The sequence below is a fragment of the Kineococcus sp. G2 genome (assembly GCF_037154035.1).
Lineage (GTDB): Bacteria > Actinomycetota > Actinomycetes > Actinomycetales > Kineococcaceae > Kineococcus.
The window spans coordinates 36605-50413 of sequence record NZ_JBBBEM010000100.1 but is presented as its reverse complement, the minus strand read 5'-3'; the positions used below and the strand labels follow the sequence as shown (position 1 = coordinate 50413).

Here is a 13809-nt window from a genome sequence, read left to right as displayed (position 1 = left end):
CCCGCGCCGGCTCAGGCCGGCGCGACGAGGGGTTCGGCGGAGCGCGCGTGCAGCTCCCGCAGGTCGGCGACGCGGCCGGCCGCGACCTCGGCGGCCTCGGCGTCGCCGCGGACCTCGGCCTCGCGCTGCTCGGACAGGGCCAGCTCCACCTGGGCGGTGAGCTCGGCGGTGAAGGTGGGGATCACGGGGTTCACGGTGGCTCCTCGGGTCGCTCCGGCGGTGCGGGTCATCGGGCGGTGGTGGTCTCGATGTCGAACAGCGGGGCCAGGCCGGTGCGGTGCAGCACGTCCAGGTCGTCGCGGCCCAGTCCGCGCAGGACGACGCGCCCGCCGCGCACGCGGCAGCACCGCTTGGCGCGCAGCAGCAGCGCCACGACCACCGAGGACAGGTGCTCCACCCCGGACACGTCCACCACGAGGGTGGAGGTGCCGGAGTCCAGCGCCTCGCCCAGGGTGCGGCGCAGCGCGCCGACGCCCTGCCGCAGGCACCCCTCGTGGAGCGCGACCACGGTCACGCCCTCCTCCGGGGACGACGACGCGGCCCCGTCGCGGTCGAGCAGCTGCAACGCGTCCACGCTCCCCTCCCCGGTGCGCCCGCACCGGGGGGCGCGGGCCGTTGGCCGCCCCACCGCAGACGGCGGGGCGTGCCGACCACGGTGGACGAAGCGTGTTGCGGTTCCCCGGTCCGCTCCTTTGCGGTTGCGTGACGATCCGTCACCGGCTCACCCCCGCCCCGCGCGCGGGGCCGCGACGCTGGCAGCATGCCGACGTGTCCACGCGCGTCCTGGTCCTCGACGACGACGACGGGATCCGGACGTCCCTGACGCTGGCGCTCGAGGACGAGGGGTACCTCGTCACCGGCTGCGCCTCCGCCGAGGAGGCCCTGACCGCCGTGGCCGACGGCGCCCAGCCGGACGTCCTCGTCGTCGACCTCATGCTGGGCGGCATCGACGGCTTCACGTTCATCCGGCGCGCCCGGCCGCTGTGCGACGCGCCCGTCATCGTGCTGTCCGCCCGCCAGGACAAGAGCGACATCGTCGCCGCCCTGGAGGCCGGCGCCGACGACTACGTCACCAAGCCGTTCGACCTGGGTGAGCTGTTCGCGCGGCTGCGCGCCCTGCGCCGCCGCGCCGAGGGCGCCGCCGCCGCGGAGGACGCCGTCGTCCTGGACTCCGTGGACGGCCCCCTCGTGCTGGACGCCGCCGCCGGCACCGTGCGCCGCGGCGACGAGCAGCTGCACCTGACCGTCACCGAGTTCCGGCTGCTGCGCGAGCTCGCCGGGGCGCCGGGACGGGTGCTGAGCCGGCGCACGCTGCTGGAGCGGGTGTGGGACCGCGGCTTCTTCGGCGACGAGCGCATCGTCGACGTCCACGTGCGCCGGCTGCGCACCAAGGTCGAGGCCGACCCGTCCGCCCCGCGGCTGGTGACGACGGTGCGGGGTCTGGGGTACCGGCTGGACCGGCGGTGAGGCGGCCGCGGCCGCTGGGCCTGCGCGCCGGCGTCACCGTCTCCTTCACGCTGGGCGCCACCGCCCTGGCGACGCTGGCGGCGCTGGGCACCCACGCGGTGACCCGCGAGTACCTGCTGACCCAGCGGGAGGAGACGGCCGTGCGGCAGGCGTTCGTGGACGCCTCCTCGGTGCGCGACGGCCTGCGCACCTCCGGGGTGACCGTCGCCGACGTGCTCGGCGCCGTGGCGCCGCCCACCGGTTCGGAGCTGCTGGTGCGCCGCGACGGGCGCTGGTACTCCGGTTCCCTGCAGGTCGGCGGCGACGACGTGCCCGCCGCCCTGAGCGAGGCGGTGGCCTCCGGCACCGCGGGCGTGACGTGGGCGCGGGTGGACGGCCGGGCCGCCGTCGCGGTGGGGGTGCCGCTGCCCGGGGTGGACGCGCAGTTCTACGAGATCACCCTCACGGAGGAGCTCGACGACACCCTCGTCGCCGTGCGCAACGCCCTGGCGGCGTTCGCGCTGTCCACCGCCGTCGGCGGCGCCCTGCTGGGGGCGTGGGCCTCGCGGCGGGCGGTGGCGCCGCTGCACGCCGTGGCCCGCACCGCCGCCAGCATCGCCGGCGGTGAGCTCGACAGCCGCCTGCCCCCCACCGCGGACCCCGACCTGGCCACGATCGTCGGCTCCTTCAACAGCATGGTCGACGCGCTGGAGGAGCAGATCCAGCGGGAGGTGCGCTTCAGCGCCGACGTCAGCCACGAGCTGCGCTCGCCGCTGACCACGCTGGTCACCAGCGTGGCGCTGCTGCAGCGCCGCCGCGACGAGCTGCCGGCGCGCTCGCAGCAGGTCCTGGACCTCGTGGGGCGCGAGCTGGACCGCTTCCAGCACACCCTGGACGACCTGCTGGAGCTGGCGCGGCTGGAGGCCGGCACCACCGGGCGCCCGCGCGCGCGCACCGGCGCGGTGGACCTGGCGCGGCAGGCGCTGGACGGCAGCGGCCGCCCGCACGTGCCGGTGCGCGCCGACGAGGCCGACCGGGCCGGCGCGCAGGTGGACGTGGACGCCCAGCAGCTCGCCCGCGCCCTGGTGAACCTGTTCGACAACGCCGACCGGCACGGCGAGGGGCTGGTCGAGGTGGGGGTGCAGCGCGCCGGGGACCGGGTGCGGTTCCTCGTCGACGACGCCGGGCCGGGGGTGCCCGTCGGGGAGCGGCAGCGGGTGTTCGAGCGGTTCGCGCGCGCCGGCTCGCGCGGGTCCCTGCCGGGGTCCGGGCTGGGGCTGAGCCTGGTGGCGGAGACGGTGCGCGCCCACGACGGCACGGTGCGCTGCGCGGCGTCCCCGCGCGGCGGGGCCCGCTTCGTGGTGGAGCTGCCGGCGGCGCGGGCGGTGGAGCCGGCGGGCGCGGAGGGCACCGCGACGGCCGGCGGGGGGCGGGCGTGAGGGCGCGCGGGACCCTGGCGGTGCTGGCCGCCGCCGCGGTGCTGGCCGCCTGCGGTGCGCCGTCCCAGGGGCAGGTCCGCGAGATCGCGCCCACCGAGGTGCCGTACGGGCTGCTGGAGCCGGCCGCGGAGCCGTCCGCGGACAGCACCGCCACCGCCGCACCGGACAGCGGCCCGCGGGTGTACTTCCTGGAGGGCGACCGGCTGCTGGCCGTGCCGCTGGGCACCGCCGAGCCGACGGGCACGGGCACCCCCTCCCGGCTGAGCGACCTGCTGGAGCGGCTGTCGGCCGGCCCGGGGCAGCAGGAGCGCGCCGACGGCATCAGCAGCGCCCTGGGGACCGAGGTGCGCCTGGCCACGGAGGGCGTGGTGGACGGCACCGCCCGGATCTCGGTGCAGGGCCTGGCGGGGAACATCGCCGCCGACCGCCTGCCGCTGGCGGTGGGGCAGGTGGTCCTGACCGCCACCACGGCCCCGGGCGTGCAGGACGTGCAGCTGCTGCGCGACGGGGAGGTGCTGGAGGTGCCGCTGCCCGGCGGGGAGCGCACCGCCGGGCCGGTCACCGCGGGCGACTACGCGCCCCTGGTCGGTCCCGAGCCGGAGGTGCCGGCGCGCTGAGCGTCCCCCGCCGGGGCGGGCGCCGTGCTGGCTCGGCGCACCAGCCGCACCGGCGGTCCCGGCAGGGTGCGGGGCGGTTCGCCGCCGAGGACGCGCAGGACGGCGCGGCCCAGGCGCGCACCGCGCTCGTGCACGTCGATGCTCAGCGCCGACAGCGCGGGCACGGCCAGCTCGCACAGCGGCGAGTCGTCGGTGGCGAGCAGGCTCAGCTCGCCGGGCACGTCCACCCCGCGACGGGTCAGGTGCTCCAGGACGGCCACGGCCATGACGTCGTTGTCGAAGACGAGGGCGGTGGGCGGGGCCGGCCGCCCCAGCAGCTCCAGGGCGGCGCGCACCCCGCCCTCGGCGGTGTAGTCGGCCTCGGCGACGCAGGTGGCCACCCCCAGCCGCTGCCCGGCGGCGCGCAGCGCCCGGGTGCGCTCGGCGGTGTGCACGTAGGCGGCCGGGCCGCTGACCCGGCCGACGCGCTCGTGCCCCAGGGAGGCGAGGAGCTCCACCGCCGCGGCGGCGGCCCCGGCGTCGTCGGTGACGACGCTGGTGCACCCGGTCGCGTCCTCGGCGTGCCCGGCCAGCACGAACGGCAGGCCGAGCCCGGTGAGGACTCCGGGGCGCTCGTCGCCGAGCACGAGGTCCACGACGACGACCGCCTCGACGGTGCGGTCCGCGCTCCAGCGCCGGTAGGCGGCGAGCTCCTCCGCCAGGTCGGCCACGACGAGCAGGAGGACGCTCAGGCCGGCCCCGTGCAGGACCTGCTCGGCGCCGGCGATGAGCTCCATGATGAACGGCTCCACCCCCACCCGGGGCGTCGGGCCGGACAGCACCAGGCCGACCAGCCCGGTCGGACCGGCCGGGCCGGCCCCGCCCGCCGGGCCGGCCGGTGCGCTCACCGCCGCTCCACCGCCGCCAGGGAGTTCGCCGAGCGCAGCACCCGAGGGTCCAGCCAGCGCCCGGCCTCGACGCGCTGCGCGGTGCGCACGGTGAAGGCGTGCGCCTCGCCGGCCAGCAGGGTCACCAGGCCGTCGTCGACGACGGCGTCGGGCGCGACCGCGTCCGCCAGCAGCGTCACGTCGCGCGCGAACGAGGTGGCCAGCACCCGCACCGCCCACCCGCCGGGGACCTCCTCGGCGACGGCGCGCAGCGGCGCCGGGTCGTAGGCGACGTCGCGGTCCTCCGCGAACAGGTGCACCGCCCGGGACCCGGCGGTGCCCGCCCCGGGCACGTCGGCGACGAGGACCTCGCCGGTGGCGTCACCGGCCTCCCGCAGCTCGCCCGGCAGGGCCAGCGCCCGCACCTCGCGCGGCGGCACCCGCACCTGCAGCGCCGCCGCGGCCAGCTCCCGCCCGTCCAGGGCGGTGCGCCGCACGTGCGCCCGGCCCGCCCACTCCTCGCCGGTGTCGTTGACGAGGAGCAGGTGCACGGCGCCGTCGCGCGGCTGGAACGTCGCCAGGCGCGGGGCGTGCGCCCGCCGCAGGGCGTGGAAGGCGGGTTTGCGGCAGCCGTCGCCGTCCACGACGGCCCACGACGTCACCGGCCAGCAGTCGTTCAGCTGCCAGTACACGCTGCCGGCGGTGCGCGGCCACCACGAGCGCAGGTGCTCCACCCCGCACGCCACGGCCCGCGCCTGGTTCAGCTGCGCCGCCCAGTTCCAGTCGCGGAAACCCGTGGGCACGCCCAGGTGGGGGGCCATGCCGCGGTCCAGCTTGCCGTTGCCGTCCACGGCCTTCTGGTGCGCCAGGAACGCCGGGGAGTCCTTGCGCAGGTCCGCCGGCTCCAGGGCGCGGGTGAGGGTCGCCCACGCCGGCGGCGCCTGGTACCCGAACTCGGAGCAGAAGCGGGGCACGCGCTCGCGGTACGCGGTCCAGTCCCGCTCGTTCCACACGTCCCACACGTGGGTGGTGCCGTGGCCGGGGTCGTTGGGGTGCAGCTCGCCCGCGGGCACGCCCGGGTTGGCGGGGCTGCCCGGCGAGTACGGGCGGGTGGGGTCCAGCTCCGCCAGGACCGCGGGGAACACCTCCTCGCAGTAGCCCAGGCCCCAGGTGGCGTCGCCGAGCTGCTCCTTCCAGCCCCAGTCCTCGTGGCCCCAGATGTTCTCGTTGCCGCCGTTCCACAGCACCAGCGACGGGTGCGGGCTCAGCCGGGTGACGTTCTCGCGCGCCTCGGCCTCGATCTCCGAGCGCAGCGGTTCCTCCTCGGCGTAGGCGGCGCACGCCAGCGGGAAGTCCTGCCACACCATCAGGCCCTTGGCGTCGGCGAGGTCGTAGAAGTCGTCGGACTCGTAGATGCCGCCGCCCCACACGCGCACCAGGTTGACGTTCGCCTCCAGCGCGCGGTCCAGGGCCGCCTCGTAGCGCTCGCGGGTCAGGCGGGTCAGCAGGTGGTCCTCGGGGATCCAGTTCACGCCGCGCGCGAACACCGGCCGCCCGTTGACGACGAGGGTGAACCGGGAGCCGTGCTCGTCGGGGGTGGTGTCCAGCTCCACGGTGCGGAACGCGGTGCGCAGCTCGCGCGCGTCGAGCGGCGAACCGCCGCCGGACAGGCGCACCACCACGTCCACCAGGGGCTGCTCGCCGTGCCCGACGGGCCACCACACGGGGGCACCGGGCACCTCCAGCGCGACGGTGGCGGCGGTGGCGCCGGGCGCGACGCGCGCCGTTGCGGCGAGGCCGAGGCCGGGCAGGGCCACCTCCACGAGCAGTTCACCGGGTTCCTCCAGCCCGGAGCGCTCCACGTCGACGTGCACGGCGAGCCGGCCGGTGCCGCCGTCCAGGGTGGCCAGCGGCCGGACGGCGGCCAGCCGCGCGGTGCGCCAGCGCTGCAGCAGCGCCGGCCGCCAGATCCCGGCGGTCTGCAGGTCCGGCCCCCAGTCCCACCCGAAGCTGCACGCCATCTTGCGCACGGCGTTGAACGGGTGGTCGTAGGCGCGGGGCCGAGAACCGATCTCCTTCTCCACCGCCTCCGCGTGCTCCAGCGCCGAGTCGAACCGCACGCGCAGCTCCGTGGCGCCGGCGCGCAGGGCGCCGGTGACGTCGAAGCGGTACGTGCGGTGCATGTTCGCGGTGCGGCCCAGCTCCGCGCCGCCGAGGGTGAGCGTGGCGACCGTGTCCAGCCCGGTGAACACCAGGTCCACGCGCTCGCCGTCCGCGGGCGGCCCGGCGCCCGGCACGCCGCCGAGGTCGAGGCGGTACTCCCAGGCGGTGCGGTGCAGCCACTCCAGGGCCGCCTCGTTCTCGCCCAGGTAGGGGTCGGGGATCAGGCCGGCGTCCAGCAGGTGGGTGTGCACGGTGCCGGGGACGGTGACGTCCAGCGGGGCGCGGTCGAGGGCTCGGGCGACCTCGGCGGGCGCCTCGCCCCCGGCGCGGTGCAGGGTCCACCCGCGGTCCAGTTCACGTTCCAGCACGGCTCGCGGCTCCCTCGTCGTGGGCGGCGCCGGCGGCGGTGGCCGCGGCGTCGTCGATGTGCACCCAGGACCGGGTGCGGTGGTCGTAGCAGACGGAGTCGTCGATGGCGTCGCGGTCGACGAGCGCCTCGCCCGCGGCGACGCGGCCGGGCCGCTCCGGGTCGGGCGCGGCCGCCGCCAGCAGCTTCGTGTAGTCGTGGTGCGGGTCGAGGATGACGTCGTCGGCGGGTCCGCGCTCGACGACGCGACCGCGGTACAGCACCAGCACCTCGTCGGAGAAGTGCCGGGCGGTCGCCAGGTCGTGCGTGATGTACAGCACCGCCAGGCGGTCCTCGCGCTGCAGGCGCCCCATGAGGTTCAGCACGTCCAGGCGGATGGAGACGTCGAGCATCGAGACGGGCTCGTCGGCGACGAGGACCTGCGCACCCGGGGCCAGGGCGCGGGCGATGGCGACGCGCTGGCGCTGGCCGCCGGACAGCTCGTGCGGCCGGCGCACGGCCATGTCCGCGGCCGGGGTGAGGTTCACGCGCTCCAGCAGCTCCAGCACCCGCTCGCGGGTGCGCTCGGTGCCGCGGGTGCGCCCGTGCAGCTGCAGCGGGCGGGCGATGTGGTGCTCCACGGTGTGGAACGGGTTCAGGGACGCGAACGGGTCCTGGAACACCATCTGCACGTTCCGGCGGTACAGCGGGCCCCGCACGGGCGTGCCGTCGTCGAGGCGGACGTCGACGCTGCCGGACGTGGGCGCCTCCAGGCGGGTCAGCACCTTGGCGATGGTGGACTTGCCGGACCCGGACTCCCCGACCAGCGCCACGGTGCGCCCGGGCACCAGGTCGAAGCTCACCCGGTCCACCGCCCGCAGGCGGCGGCGGCGCAGGCCGTCGCGGATCCGGTAGTCCTTCGTCAGGCCCCGCACGTGCACGCTGGTCACCGCAGCTCCTCCTCGTCGGTCGGGCCGGTGCGCACGAAACCGCCGCGCTCGCCGTGCAGGCTCGGGAAGGAACCCAGCAGCTTGCGCGTGTAGGGGTGGCTCGCGTTCCGGTAGAGGTTCTGCGCGGTGTCGAGCTCGACGACCTCCCCGCGCAGCATGACGGCGATGCGGTCGCTGATCTCCAGCAGCAGCGGCAGGTCGTGCGTGATGAACACCACCGCGAAACCGAGCTCGTCGCGCAGCCGGACGATCTCGCGCAGGATGTCGCGCTGCACGACGACGTCCAGCGCCGTCGTGGGCTCGTCCATGATCATCACCTGGGGCTCCAGGAGCATCGCCATGGCGATCATCACCCGCTGGCGCATCCCGCCGGACAGCTCGTGCGGGTAGGAGCGCAGGCGGCCGGGATCGACGCCCACCCGGGTCAGCACGTCCGCGCAGCGCTCCCGGCGGGCGCGCCGGTCCAGGGAGGTGTCGTGGGCGCGCAGCGTGTCGTCGAGCTGCGCGCCGATCGTGCGCACGGGGTTCAGGGCGTTCATGGCCCCCTGGAACACCATGGACAGCTTCGCCCAGCGGAACCGGCGCAGCTCCTCGTCGGCCAGGGCGAGCACGTCCACGTCGCTGCCGTCGCGGTCGTGGAACGTCACCGACCCGGAGGCGATGCGCGCCGGCGGCTGGTGCAGCCGGTTCACCGCGTACGCCAGGGTGGTCTTGCCGCAGCCGGACTCCCCCGCCAGGCCCAGGATCTCCCCGCGGTGCAGGTCGAGGGTGGCGCCCTTCACGGCCGTCACCGGCTGCTCGGTCTCGTAGACGACGCTGAGGTCGCGGACGCTGACGACCACCGCGCCGGGGCCCGCGTGCCGGTCGGTGGTGGCGCTCACGCCGCACCGCCCTTCGCCGCCAGGCGGGTGCGCCGGCGGTGCAGCCGGGCGTTCTTCAGCTTCGGGTCGACGATCTCGTCGATGGAGAAGTTGATCAGGGCCAGACCGGTGCCGAACAGGGCGATCACCAGGCCGGGCGGGGCGAACCACCACCACGCCCCCAGCGGCAGGGCGAAACCGTTCTGCGCGTAGAAGAGCATCGTGCCCAGCGTCGAGGACCCGGAGGCGCCCAGGCCCAGGAAGGACAGCCCCGCCTCCCCCAGCACGGCGGCGATGACGGCGAAGACGAACTGGGAGGCCAGCACCGGCAGCAGGTTCGGCAGGATCTCCACCGCGATCACCCGCCACGGCCGCTCGCCGGACAGCTTCGCGGCGGCCACGTAGTCGCGGTTGCGCACCGAGAGGGTCTGCGCCCGCAGCACCCGCGCCGAGGCGGCCCAGCTCGTCAGGGCCAGGACCACCGCGATCGTCCACAGCCCGCGGCTCTCCCGGGGGACGAACCCGGAGATGACGATGACCAGCGGCAGGCCGGGGATGACGAGGAACACGTTCGACAGCAGCGAGAACGCCTCGTCGGCCACCCCGCCCAGGTAGGCGCCGTAGATGCCGAAGAACGCCGACAGGACCGTGGCCAGCACCCCGACGATCAGGCCGATCTGCAGCGAGCCGCGGGTGGCGAACGCCAGTTGCGCGAAGACGTCCTGGCCGGTCTGGGTGGTGCCCAGCCACAGCTCGCCGGACGGCCCGGTCAGCCCGACGTCGCGGATGCGGTCGGGGTCGCCCACGAGGAGCGGCGCCAGCAGGCCGAACAGGGCGATGCCGGCGACGAGGGTCAGGCCGGTGGCCAGCCACGGCGTCATCGTGGGCAGCATCAGCCGCCAGGCGGCCTTCGGCCGGGTGGCGGGGCGGGCCTGCGGCGGGCGCTCCGCCACCGGCTCGGTGAGGGGCTGGGTGTTCGTCATGTCTCCTCCGCGGATCGCCGGCGCGCTCAGGACCGGGCCCGCGTGCGCGGGTCGATGAGGCCGTACAGCAGGTCGACGACGAGGTTCGCGCCGAGGACGGCCAGCGTGATGAACAGGAAGACGCCCTGCATGAGCGCGTAGTCGTTGTTGGTGACGGCGCCCAGCAGGCGCGAGCCGATGCCGGGGTAGGAGAACACCTGCTCGGTCACCACCGACCCGGACACCACGAACCCCAGCGCGATGGCGAAGCCGGCGATGGAGGGCAGCACGGCGTTGCGCGCCGCGTAGTTCCGCATGACCTGCCGCGCGGGCAGGCCCTTCGCCCGCGCGGTCAGGACGTAGTCCTCCGAGAGGGTGGAGACCATCATGTTGCGCATCCCCAGCAGCCAGCCGCCGACGGAACCGACGACGATGGTCAGGGCCGGCAGGAACCCGTAGTAGGCGGCGGAGCGGATGAACTCCAGGTTCCACCCGGGGGTCAGCACCACGTCGTAGCCGCCCTGGGAGGGGAACAGCTCCAGCTGCCGCGCCAGCACGTACACCAGCACCAGGGAGAGCCAGAAGTACGGCACCGCCGCCAGCAGCGTCGTGGACGGCACGAGGGAGTCCAGCCAGCTGCCCGGGCGCCACCCGGCGATCGCACCGAGCACGACACCGAGGACGGCGGCCAGCACGGTCGCGATCCCCACGAGCACCAGCGTCCACGGCATCGACGCGGCGATGACCTCCGTCACCGGTGCGGGGAAGTAGCTGATGGACGTGCCCAGGTCGCCGCGGGCGATGTTCGTCAGGTACGTCCAGTACTGCTGGATCAGCGGCTGGCCCGTGTCGCCGCCCAGCAGGGTGGCGTAGGCCTTGCGCGTCTCCGGCGTCACGGTGGCGCCGCGCTGGCTGAGCTTGGCGAGCAGGATGTCCACCGGGTCGCCGGGCAGCAGGCGCGGGATGAGGAAGTTCAGCGTCAGCGCCGCCCAGAAGGCGACGGCGTAGAAGCCGAGCTTGCGCAGCAGGTAGTTCACGGCTCAGCCGCCGTTGACGGTGAGGTTCTTGAGGATCTGCGCGGCGTCGGTCGCGGACCACACCGCCGGGAACGCGTACTGGTCGTCGTCCGTGGGCCAGCCGGAGAACTTCTCCACGTTCCAGACGCTGGTGGTGCCGCCGGTGAGGATCGGGATGTACGGCATCTGGTCGACGATCGTGGTCTGGATGACGTCGAACTGCGCCTGCCGGCCCGCCTCGTCCTCCGGCGGCAGGCCGCGCAGCGCCTCCAGGGCCGCGTCGACGGCCGGGTCGGAGAAGCGGGAGTAGTTGTTGCCGGGGGACTTCTCACCCACGGGGGCGGTCATCTCACCGGCGTAGAAGTAGTTGTAGAGGTAGTACGGGTCGGGGGACGGGCCCTGCCACAGCGAGTCGATGGCGAGCTGGAAGTCGCCCTTCATGCGCTTGTCGGTCCACTCGTTCCAGGAGGACTGCGCCGCCTGGACCTCGATGCCGGCCGCCTTCGCCTGCTGGGAGATCGTCTGGATGGCGGTGATGTAGTCCGTCCAGCCGGTGACGACCTCGATGGTCATCGACAGCCGCTGGCCGTCCTTGGCGTAGATCCCGTCGGCGCCCTTGACGTAGCCGGCCCCCTCGAGGATCCGCGACGCCTCGGCCAGGTCGGGCCCGTCGGGGGCGACCTTCGGCTCGACCGCGTCGGAGATCGTGGACTCCTGCGTGGCGGTCAGCGCGAACGTCGGCGAGATCTCGGCGGCGGTGTCCTGGAACGCCAGCTTGTTCAGCTGCGTGCGGTCCATCGCGTAGAACAGCGCCCGACGGACCGCGGGGTCGGTCTGCGGGCCGGTGCAGCCGAGCGCGACGTTAGCGCAGGTGCCCAGCACCATCTGGTTCTGCGCAGCGGTGCCCGTGTCGTACGACGGGAAGTTCTCGTTCACGTTCTGCATGTCCGGCACCGGGCCGGTCTGCCAGTCGATGGTCCCGCCGGCGATGGCGTCGGCACCGGCCTGGTTCCCGGACAGGGCGACGTACCGGACCGTCTTCACCTCCGGCGCCCCGCCCCAGTGGTCCTCGTTGGCGACCAGGGTGAACGCCTGCGGCTTGAAGTCGCCCAGTTCGTAGGCGCCCGTGCCGACGGGCTCCTCCATGATGTCCGTGGTGGGATCGATGTCCTTCCACAGGTGCTCGGGAACGATGTAGACCTGGCTGAGGACGTCGGGGCCGGACGTGTAGGCCGGGGCGTCCCAGGTGAAGGTGACGTGGGTGTCGTCGACGACGGCGACGGTCCCGTCGTAGCCGGTGCCGTTGATGCCCGGCGTGTTCTTCAGCATGTCGAAGGTGAAGGCGACGTCCTGCGCGCTGAACGGCTCACCGTCGGACCACGTCACGCCCTCGCGCAGGGTCACGCTGAGCTGGGTGCCGTCCTCGTTCCAGGAGTACTCGGTGCCCAGCAGGGGGACCGGTTCGCTCTCCTGCGCCTTGTTGATGAAGAACATCGGCTCGAAGATCGTCCCCTGCCCGCCGATCGAGGAGGGGGCGTAGGGGTTGAAGTTCTGCTGGTAGTCACCGGCCTGACCGGTGTAGGCGACCAGGGTGCTGGAGCTGTCACCGGCGGCGTCGTCCGAACCGGAGCAGCCGGTGGCGAGCAGGGCGAACGCGGCGGATCCCGCGGCGAGGGCCGTCAGCGTCCGGCGCGGGCCACGGCGGGGGGAGAAGAGGGGCATGAGCGTTCCTCGTTCCGTCGCCGCGACGTCGCGGCGGTGCGAGCGCCAGGCCGTTCCACGGGCGCCCCCATCGGCGTCGGTGGACGGGCACGGCCTGCCTGGCCGCAATTCTTAACCTGCTTGACTTAGGGTGTCAACGATCTGCCACCACCGGCTGCGCACGGCTACCGTGCCCCCACCGCCGGAACCCTCGGCGGTTCCCCGCCCGGCCGCGAAGGAGCTGCCACGTGCCCGAACCCCGGACGCCGTGACGACCATCGGCGAGGGTGAGCGCGCCACCCCGCGCCGGCCGCGCGCCCGCGAACGGCTGCTCGACGCCATCCGCGCCACCGGGCCCGTCAGCCGCGTGGAGCTCGCCGCCCTCACCGGGCTCACCGAGGCGTCGGTGTCCACCGCGGTGCGGCGGCTGCTGCAGGACGGCGTCGTCGTCGAGAGCGGCCGCAGCCCCACCGCCGGCAAACCCCGCGTCCTGCTCCAGCTCGACCCCGGCGGGCGGACCGCCGTCGGCGTCGACCTGGCCACCACCGCCACCACCTGCGTCCTCGCCGGGCAGACCGGCGGCGTCCTGGCCCGCAGCAGCGTGCCCACCGCGGGCACCGCCGACGGCGCGGACCTCGCGCGACGGGTGGCGCGCCAGGTGGACCTGCTGTTCTCCGCCTCGGGAGTCGACCGCGAGCGCTGCCTGGGCGTGGGCCTGGTGCGCAGCGGACCGCCCGGCCGCTCCCACGACGAGCCGTGCGAGGCGCTGCGCGAGGTGACCGGGCGGCCCGTGCACGTCGAGGACGACGCCACCGCCGCCGCCGTCGGGGAGTACTGGGTGGCCCGCGTGGACCCGGCCCGATCCTTCGCCGCCCTCTGCATGGGCGCGACCCTCGGGGCGGGGATCGTGCTGGCCGGCACCGCGCACCGCGGCACGCACGGCGCGGCCGGGGAGTTCGGTCACGTCTGCCTCGACGTGGACGGTCCCACCTGCCGGTGCGGCGGGCGCGGCTGCCTGGAGGTCCTCGCGGGACCCGCCGCCGTCGTCGGCGCCGCCCTGGCCGATCCCGCGGCGCGGGCCGAGGCCCACCTGGACCCGGCGGGCCGGGGCGACGTCGTCGCCGACTTCACGGCCGTGGCGCGCGCGGCCCGCGCCGGCGGCAGCGCCTGCCGGGGGCTGCTCGAAGGCTCCGCGCGGTTCGTGGCGGCCGCGGCGGAGTCGGTCGTGAACCTGCTCGACGTCGACCTGCTGGTGCTGACCGGTCCCGGCTTCGCGGCGGCGGCGTCCGTCTACGGGCGGGCGGTGCAGGAGCGGCTCGGCCCGGCGGGCCGGCGGTCGTGGCGGCGCGACGTCACCGTCACCGTCTCCAGCGCGGCGGCCACCGCCCCGGCGGTGGGGGCGGCCGCGCTGGTGCTGCAGGACCGGCTGCGGCGGTGAGCCGC

Annotated in this window: 13 protein-coding genes; 4 read left to right on the top strand and 9 right to left on the bottom strand. The window is 75.2% G+C overall.

What is annotated here, in order from left to right:
• Window positions 1-11: 11 nt before the first annotated feature.
• Both V9U69_RS14730 and V9U69_RS14725 read right to left on the bottom strand, forming a co-directional pair.
• On the bottom strand, window positions 12-194 hold the full coding sequence (locus V9U69_RS14730; protein ID WP_337062604.1) for a hypothetical protein: 183 nt from the start codon (window positions 192-194) through the stop codon (window positions 12-14).
• Window positions 195-226: 32 nt separating this feature from the next.
• Window positions 227-574 carry an STAS domain-containing protein gene (locus tag V9U69_RS14725; protein ID WP_337062603.1) on the bottom strand — a complete coding sequence of 116 codons (348 nt, stop codon included), beginning with the start codon at window positions 572-574 and terminating at the stop codon, window positions 227-229.
• 194 nt (window positions 575-768) lie between these two features.
• Here V9U69_RS14725 and V9U69_RS14720 point away from each other — a divergent pair, with 194 nt between their 5' ends.
• From V9U69_RS14720 to V9U69_RS14710, 3 genes are read left to right on the top strand one after another with little or no spacing between them, the layout of a single operon-like run.
• The gene (locus tag V9U69_RS14720; protein WP_337062602.1) at window positions 769-1467 is read left to right on the top strand and encodes a response regulator transcription factor; all 699 of its coding nucleotides are present in this window, start codon (window positions 769-771) and stop codon (window positions 1465-1467) included.
• Window positions 1464-2885, top strand: coding sequence for a HAMP domain-containing sensor histidine kinase (locus V9U69_RS14715; protein WP_337062601.1), 1422 nt, complete (start codon window positions 1464-1466; stop codon window positions 2883-2885). The genes V9U69_RS14720 and V9U69_RS14715 overlap by 4 nt, the downstream gene beginning before the upstream one ends.
• A complete protein-coding gene (locus V9U69_RS14710) occupies window positions 2882-3502 on the top strand; it encodes a GerMN domain-containing protein (RefSeq protein ID WP_337062600.1) in 621 nt (206 codons plus the stop codon). The genes V9U69_RS14715 and V9U69_RS14710 overlap by 4 nt, the downstream gene beginning before the upstream one ends.
• On the opposite strand, the gene V9U69_RS14705 is transcribed toward V9U69_RS14710, so the two are convergent.
• From V9U69_RS14705 to V9U69_RS14675, 7 genes are read right to left on the bottom strand one after another with little or no spacing between them, the layout of a single operon-like run.
• A complete protein-coding gene (locus tag V9U69_RS14705) occupies window positions 3457-4389 on the bottom strand; it encodes a LacI family DNA-binding transcriptional regulator (protein WP_337062599.1) in 933 nt (310 codons plus the stop codon). The genes V9U69_RS14710 and V9U69_RS14705 overlap by 46 nt on opposite strands.
• On the bottom strand, window positions 4386-6899 hold the full coding sequence (locus tag V9U69_RS14700; protein ID WP_337062598.1) for a glycoside hydrolase family 2 protein: 2514 nt from the start codon (window positions 6897-6899) through the stop codon (window positions 4386-4388). Before V9U69_RS14700 ends, V9U69_RS14705 begins: the two co-directional genes overlap by 4 nt.
• Window positions 6886-7827, bottom strand: coding sequence for an ABC transporter ATP-binding protein (locus tag V9U69_RS14695; RefSeq protein WP_337062597.1), 942 nt, complete (start codon window positions 7825-7827; stop codon window positions 6886-6888). The genes V9U69_RS14700 and V9U69_RS14695 overlap by 14 nt, the downstream gene beginning before the upstream one ends.
• Complete coding sequence (locus V9U69_RS14690; RefSeq protein WP_337062596.1) at window positions 7824-8708, bottom strand: ABC transporter ATP-binding protein; 885 nt, start codon at window positions 8706-8708, stop codon at window positions 7824-7826. Before V9U69_RS14690 ends, V9U69_RS14695 begins: the two co-directional genes overlap by 4 nt.
• On the bottom strand, window positions 8705-9670 hold the full coding sequence (locus V9U69_RS14685; protein ID WP_337062595.1) for an ABC transporter permease: 966 nt from the start codon (window positions 9668-9670) through the stop codon (window positions 8705-8707). The genes V9U69_RS14690 and V9U69_RS14685 overlap by 4 nt, the downstream gene beginning before the upstream one ends.
• Before the next feature lie 26 nt (window positions 9671-9696).
• Complete coding sequence (locus V9U69_RS14680) at window positions 9697-10686, bottom strand: ABC transporter permease (protein ID WP_337062594.1); 990 nt, start codon at window positions 10684-10686, stop codon at window positions 9697-9699.
• Between the two features lie 3 nt (window positions 10687-10689).
• Complete coding sequence (locus V9U69_RS14675) at window positions 10690-12387, bottom strand: ABC transporter substrate-binding protein (protein WP_337062593.1); 1698 nt, start codon at window positions 12385-12387, stop codon at window positions 10690-10692.
• Window positions 12388-12634: 247 nt separating this feature from the next.
• Here V9U69_RS14675 and V9U69_RS14670 point away from each other — a divergent pair, with 247 nt between their 5' ends.
• Window positions 12635-13804: an ROK family transcriptional regulator gene (locus V9U69_RS14670; protein WP_337062592.1), complete on the top strand. Its 1170-nt coding sequence runs from the start codon at window positions 12635-12637 to the stop codon at window positions 13802-13804.
• Window positions 13805-13809 lie beyond the last annotated feature (5 nt).

Excerpts from the sequence above, each read along its gene's own strand:
- V9U69_RS14685 (WP_337062595.1), bottom strand. The coding sequence starts at position 9,670 with ATGACGAACACCCAGCCCCTCACCGAGCCGGTGGCGGAGCGCCCGCCG.
- V9U69_RS14675 (WP_337062593.1), bottom strand. The coding sequence starts at position 12,387 with ATGCCCCTCTTCTCCCCCCGCCGTGGCCCGCGCCGGACGCTGACGGCC.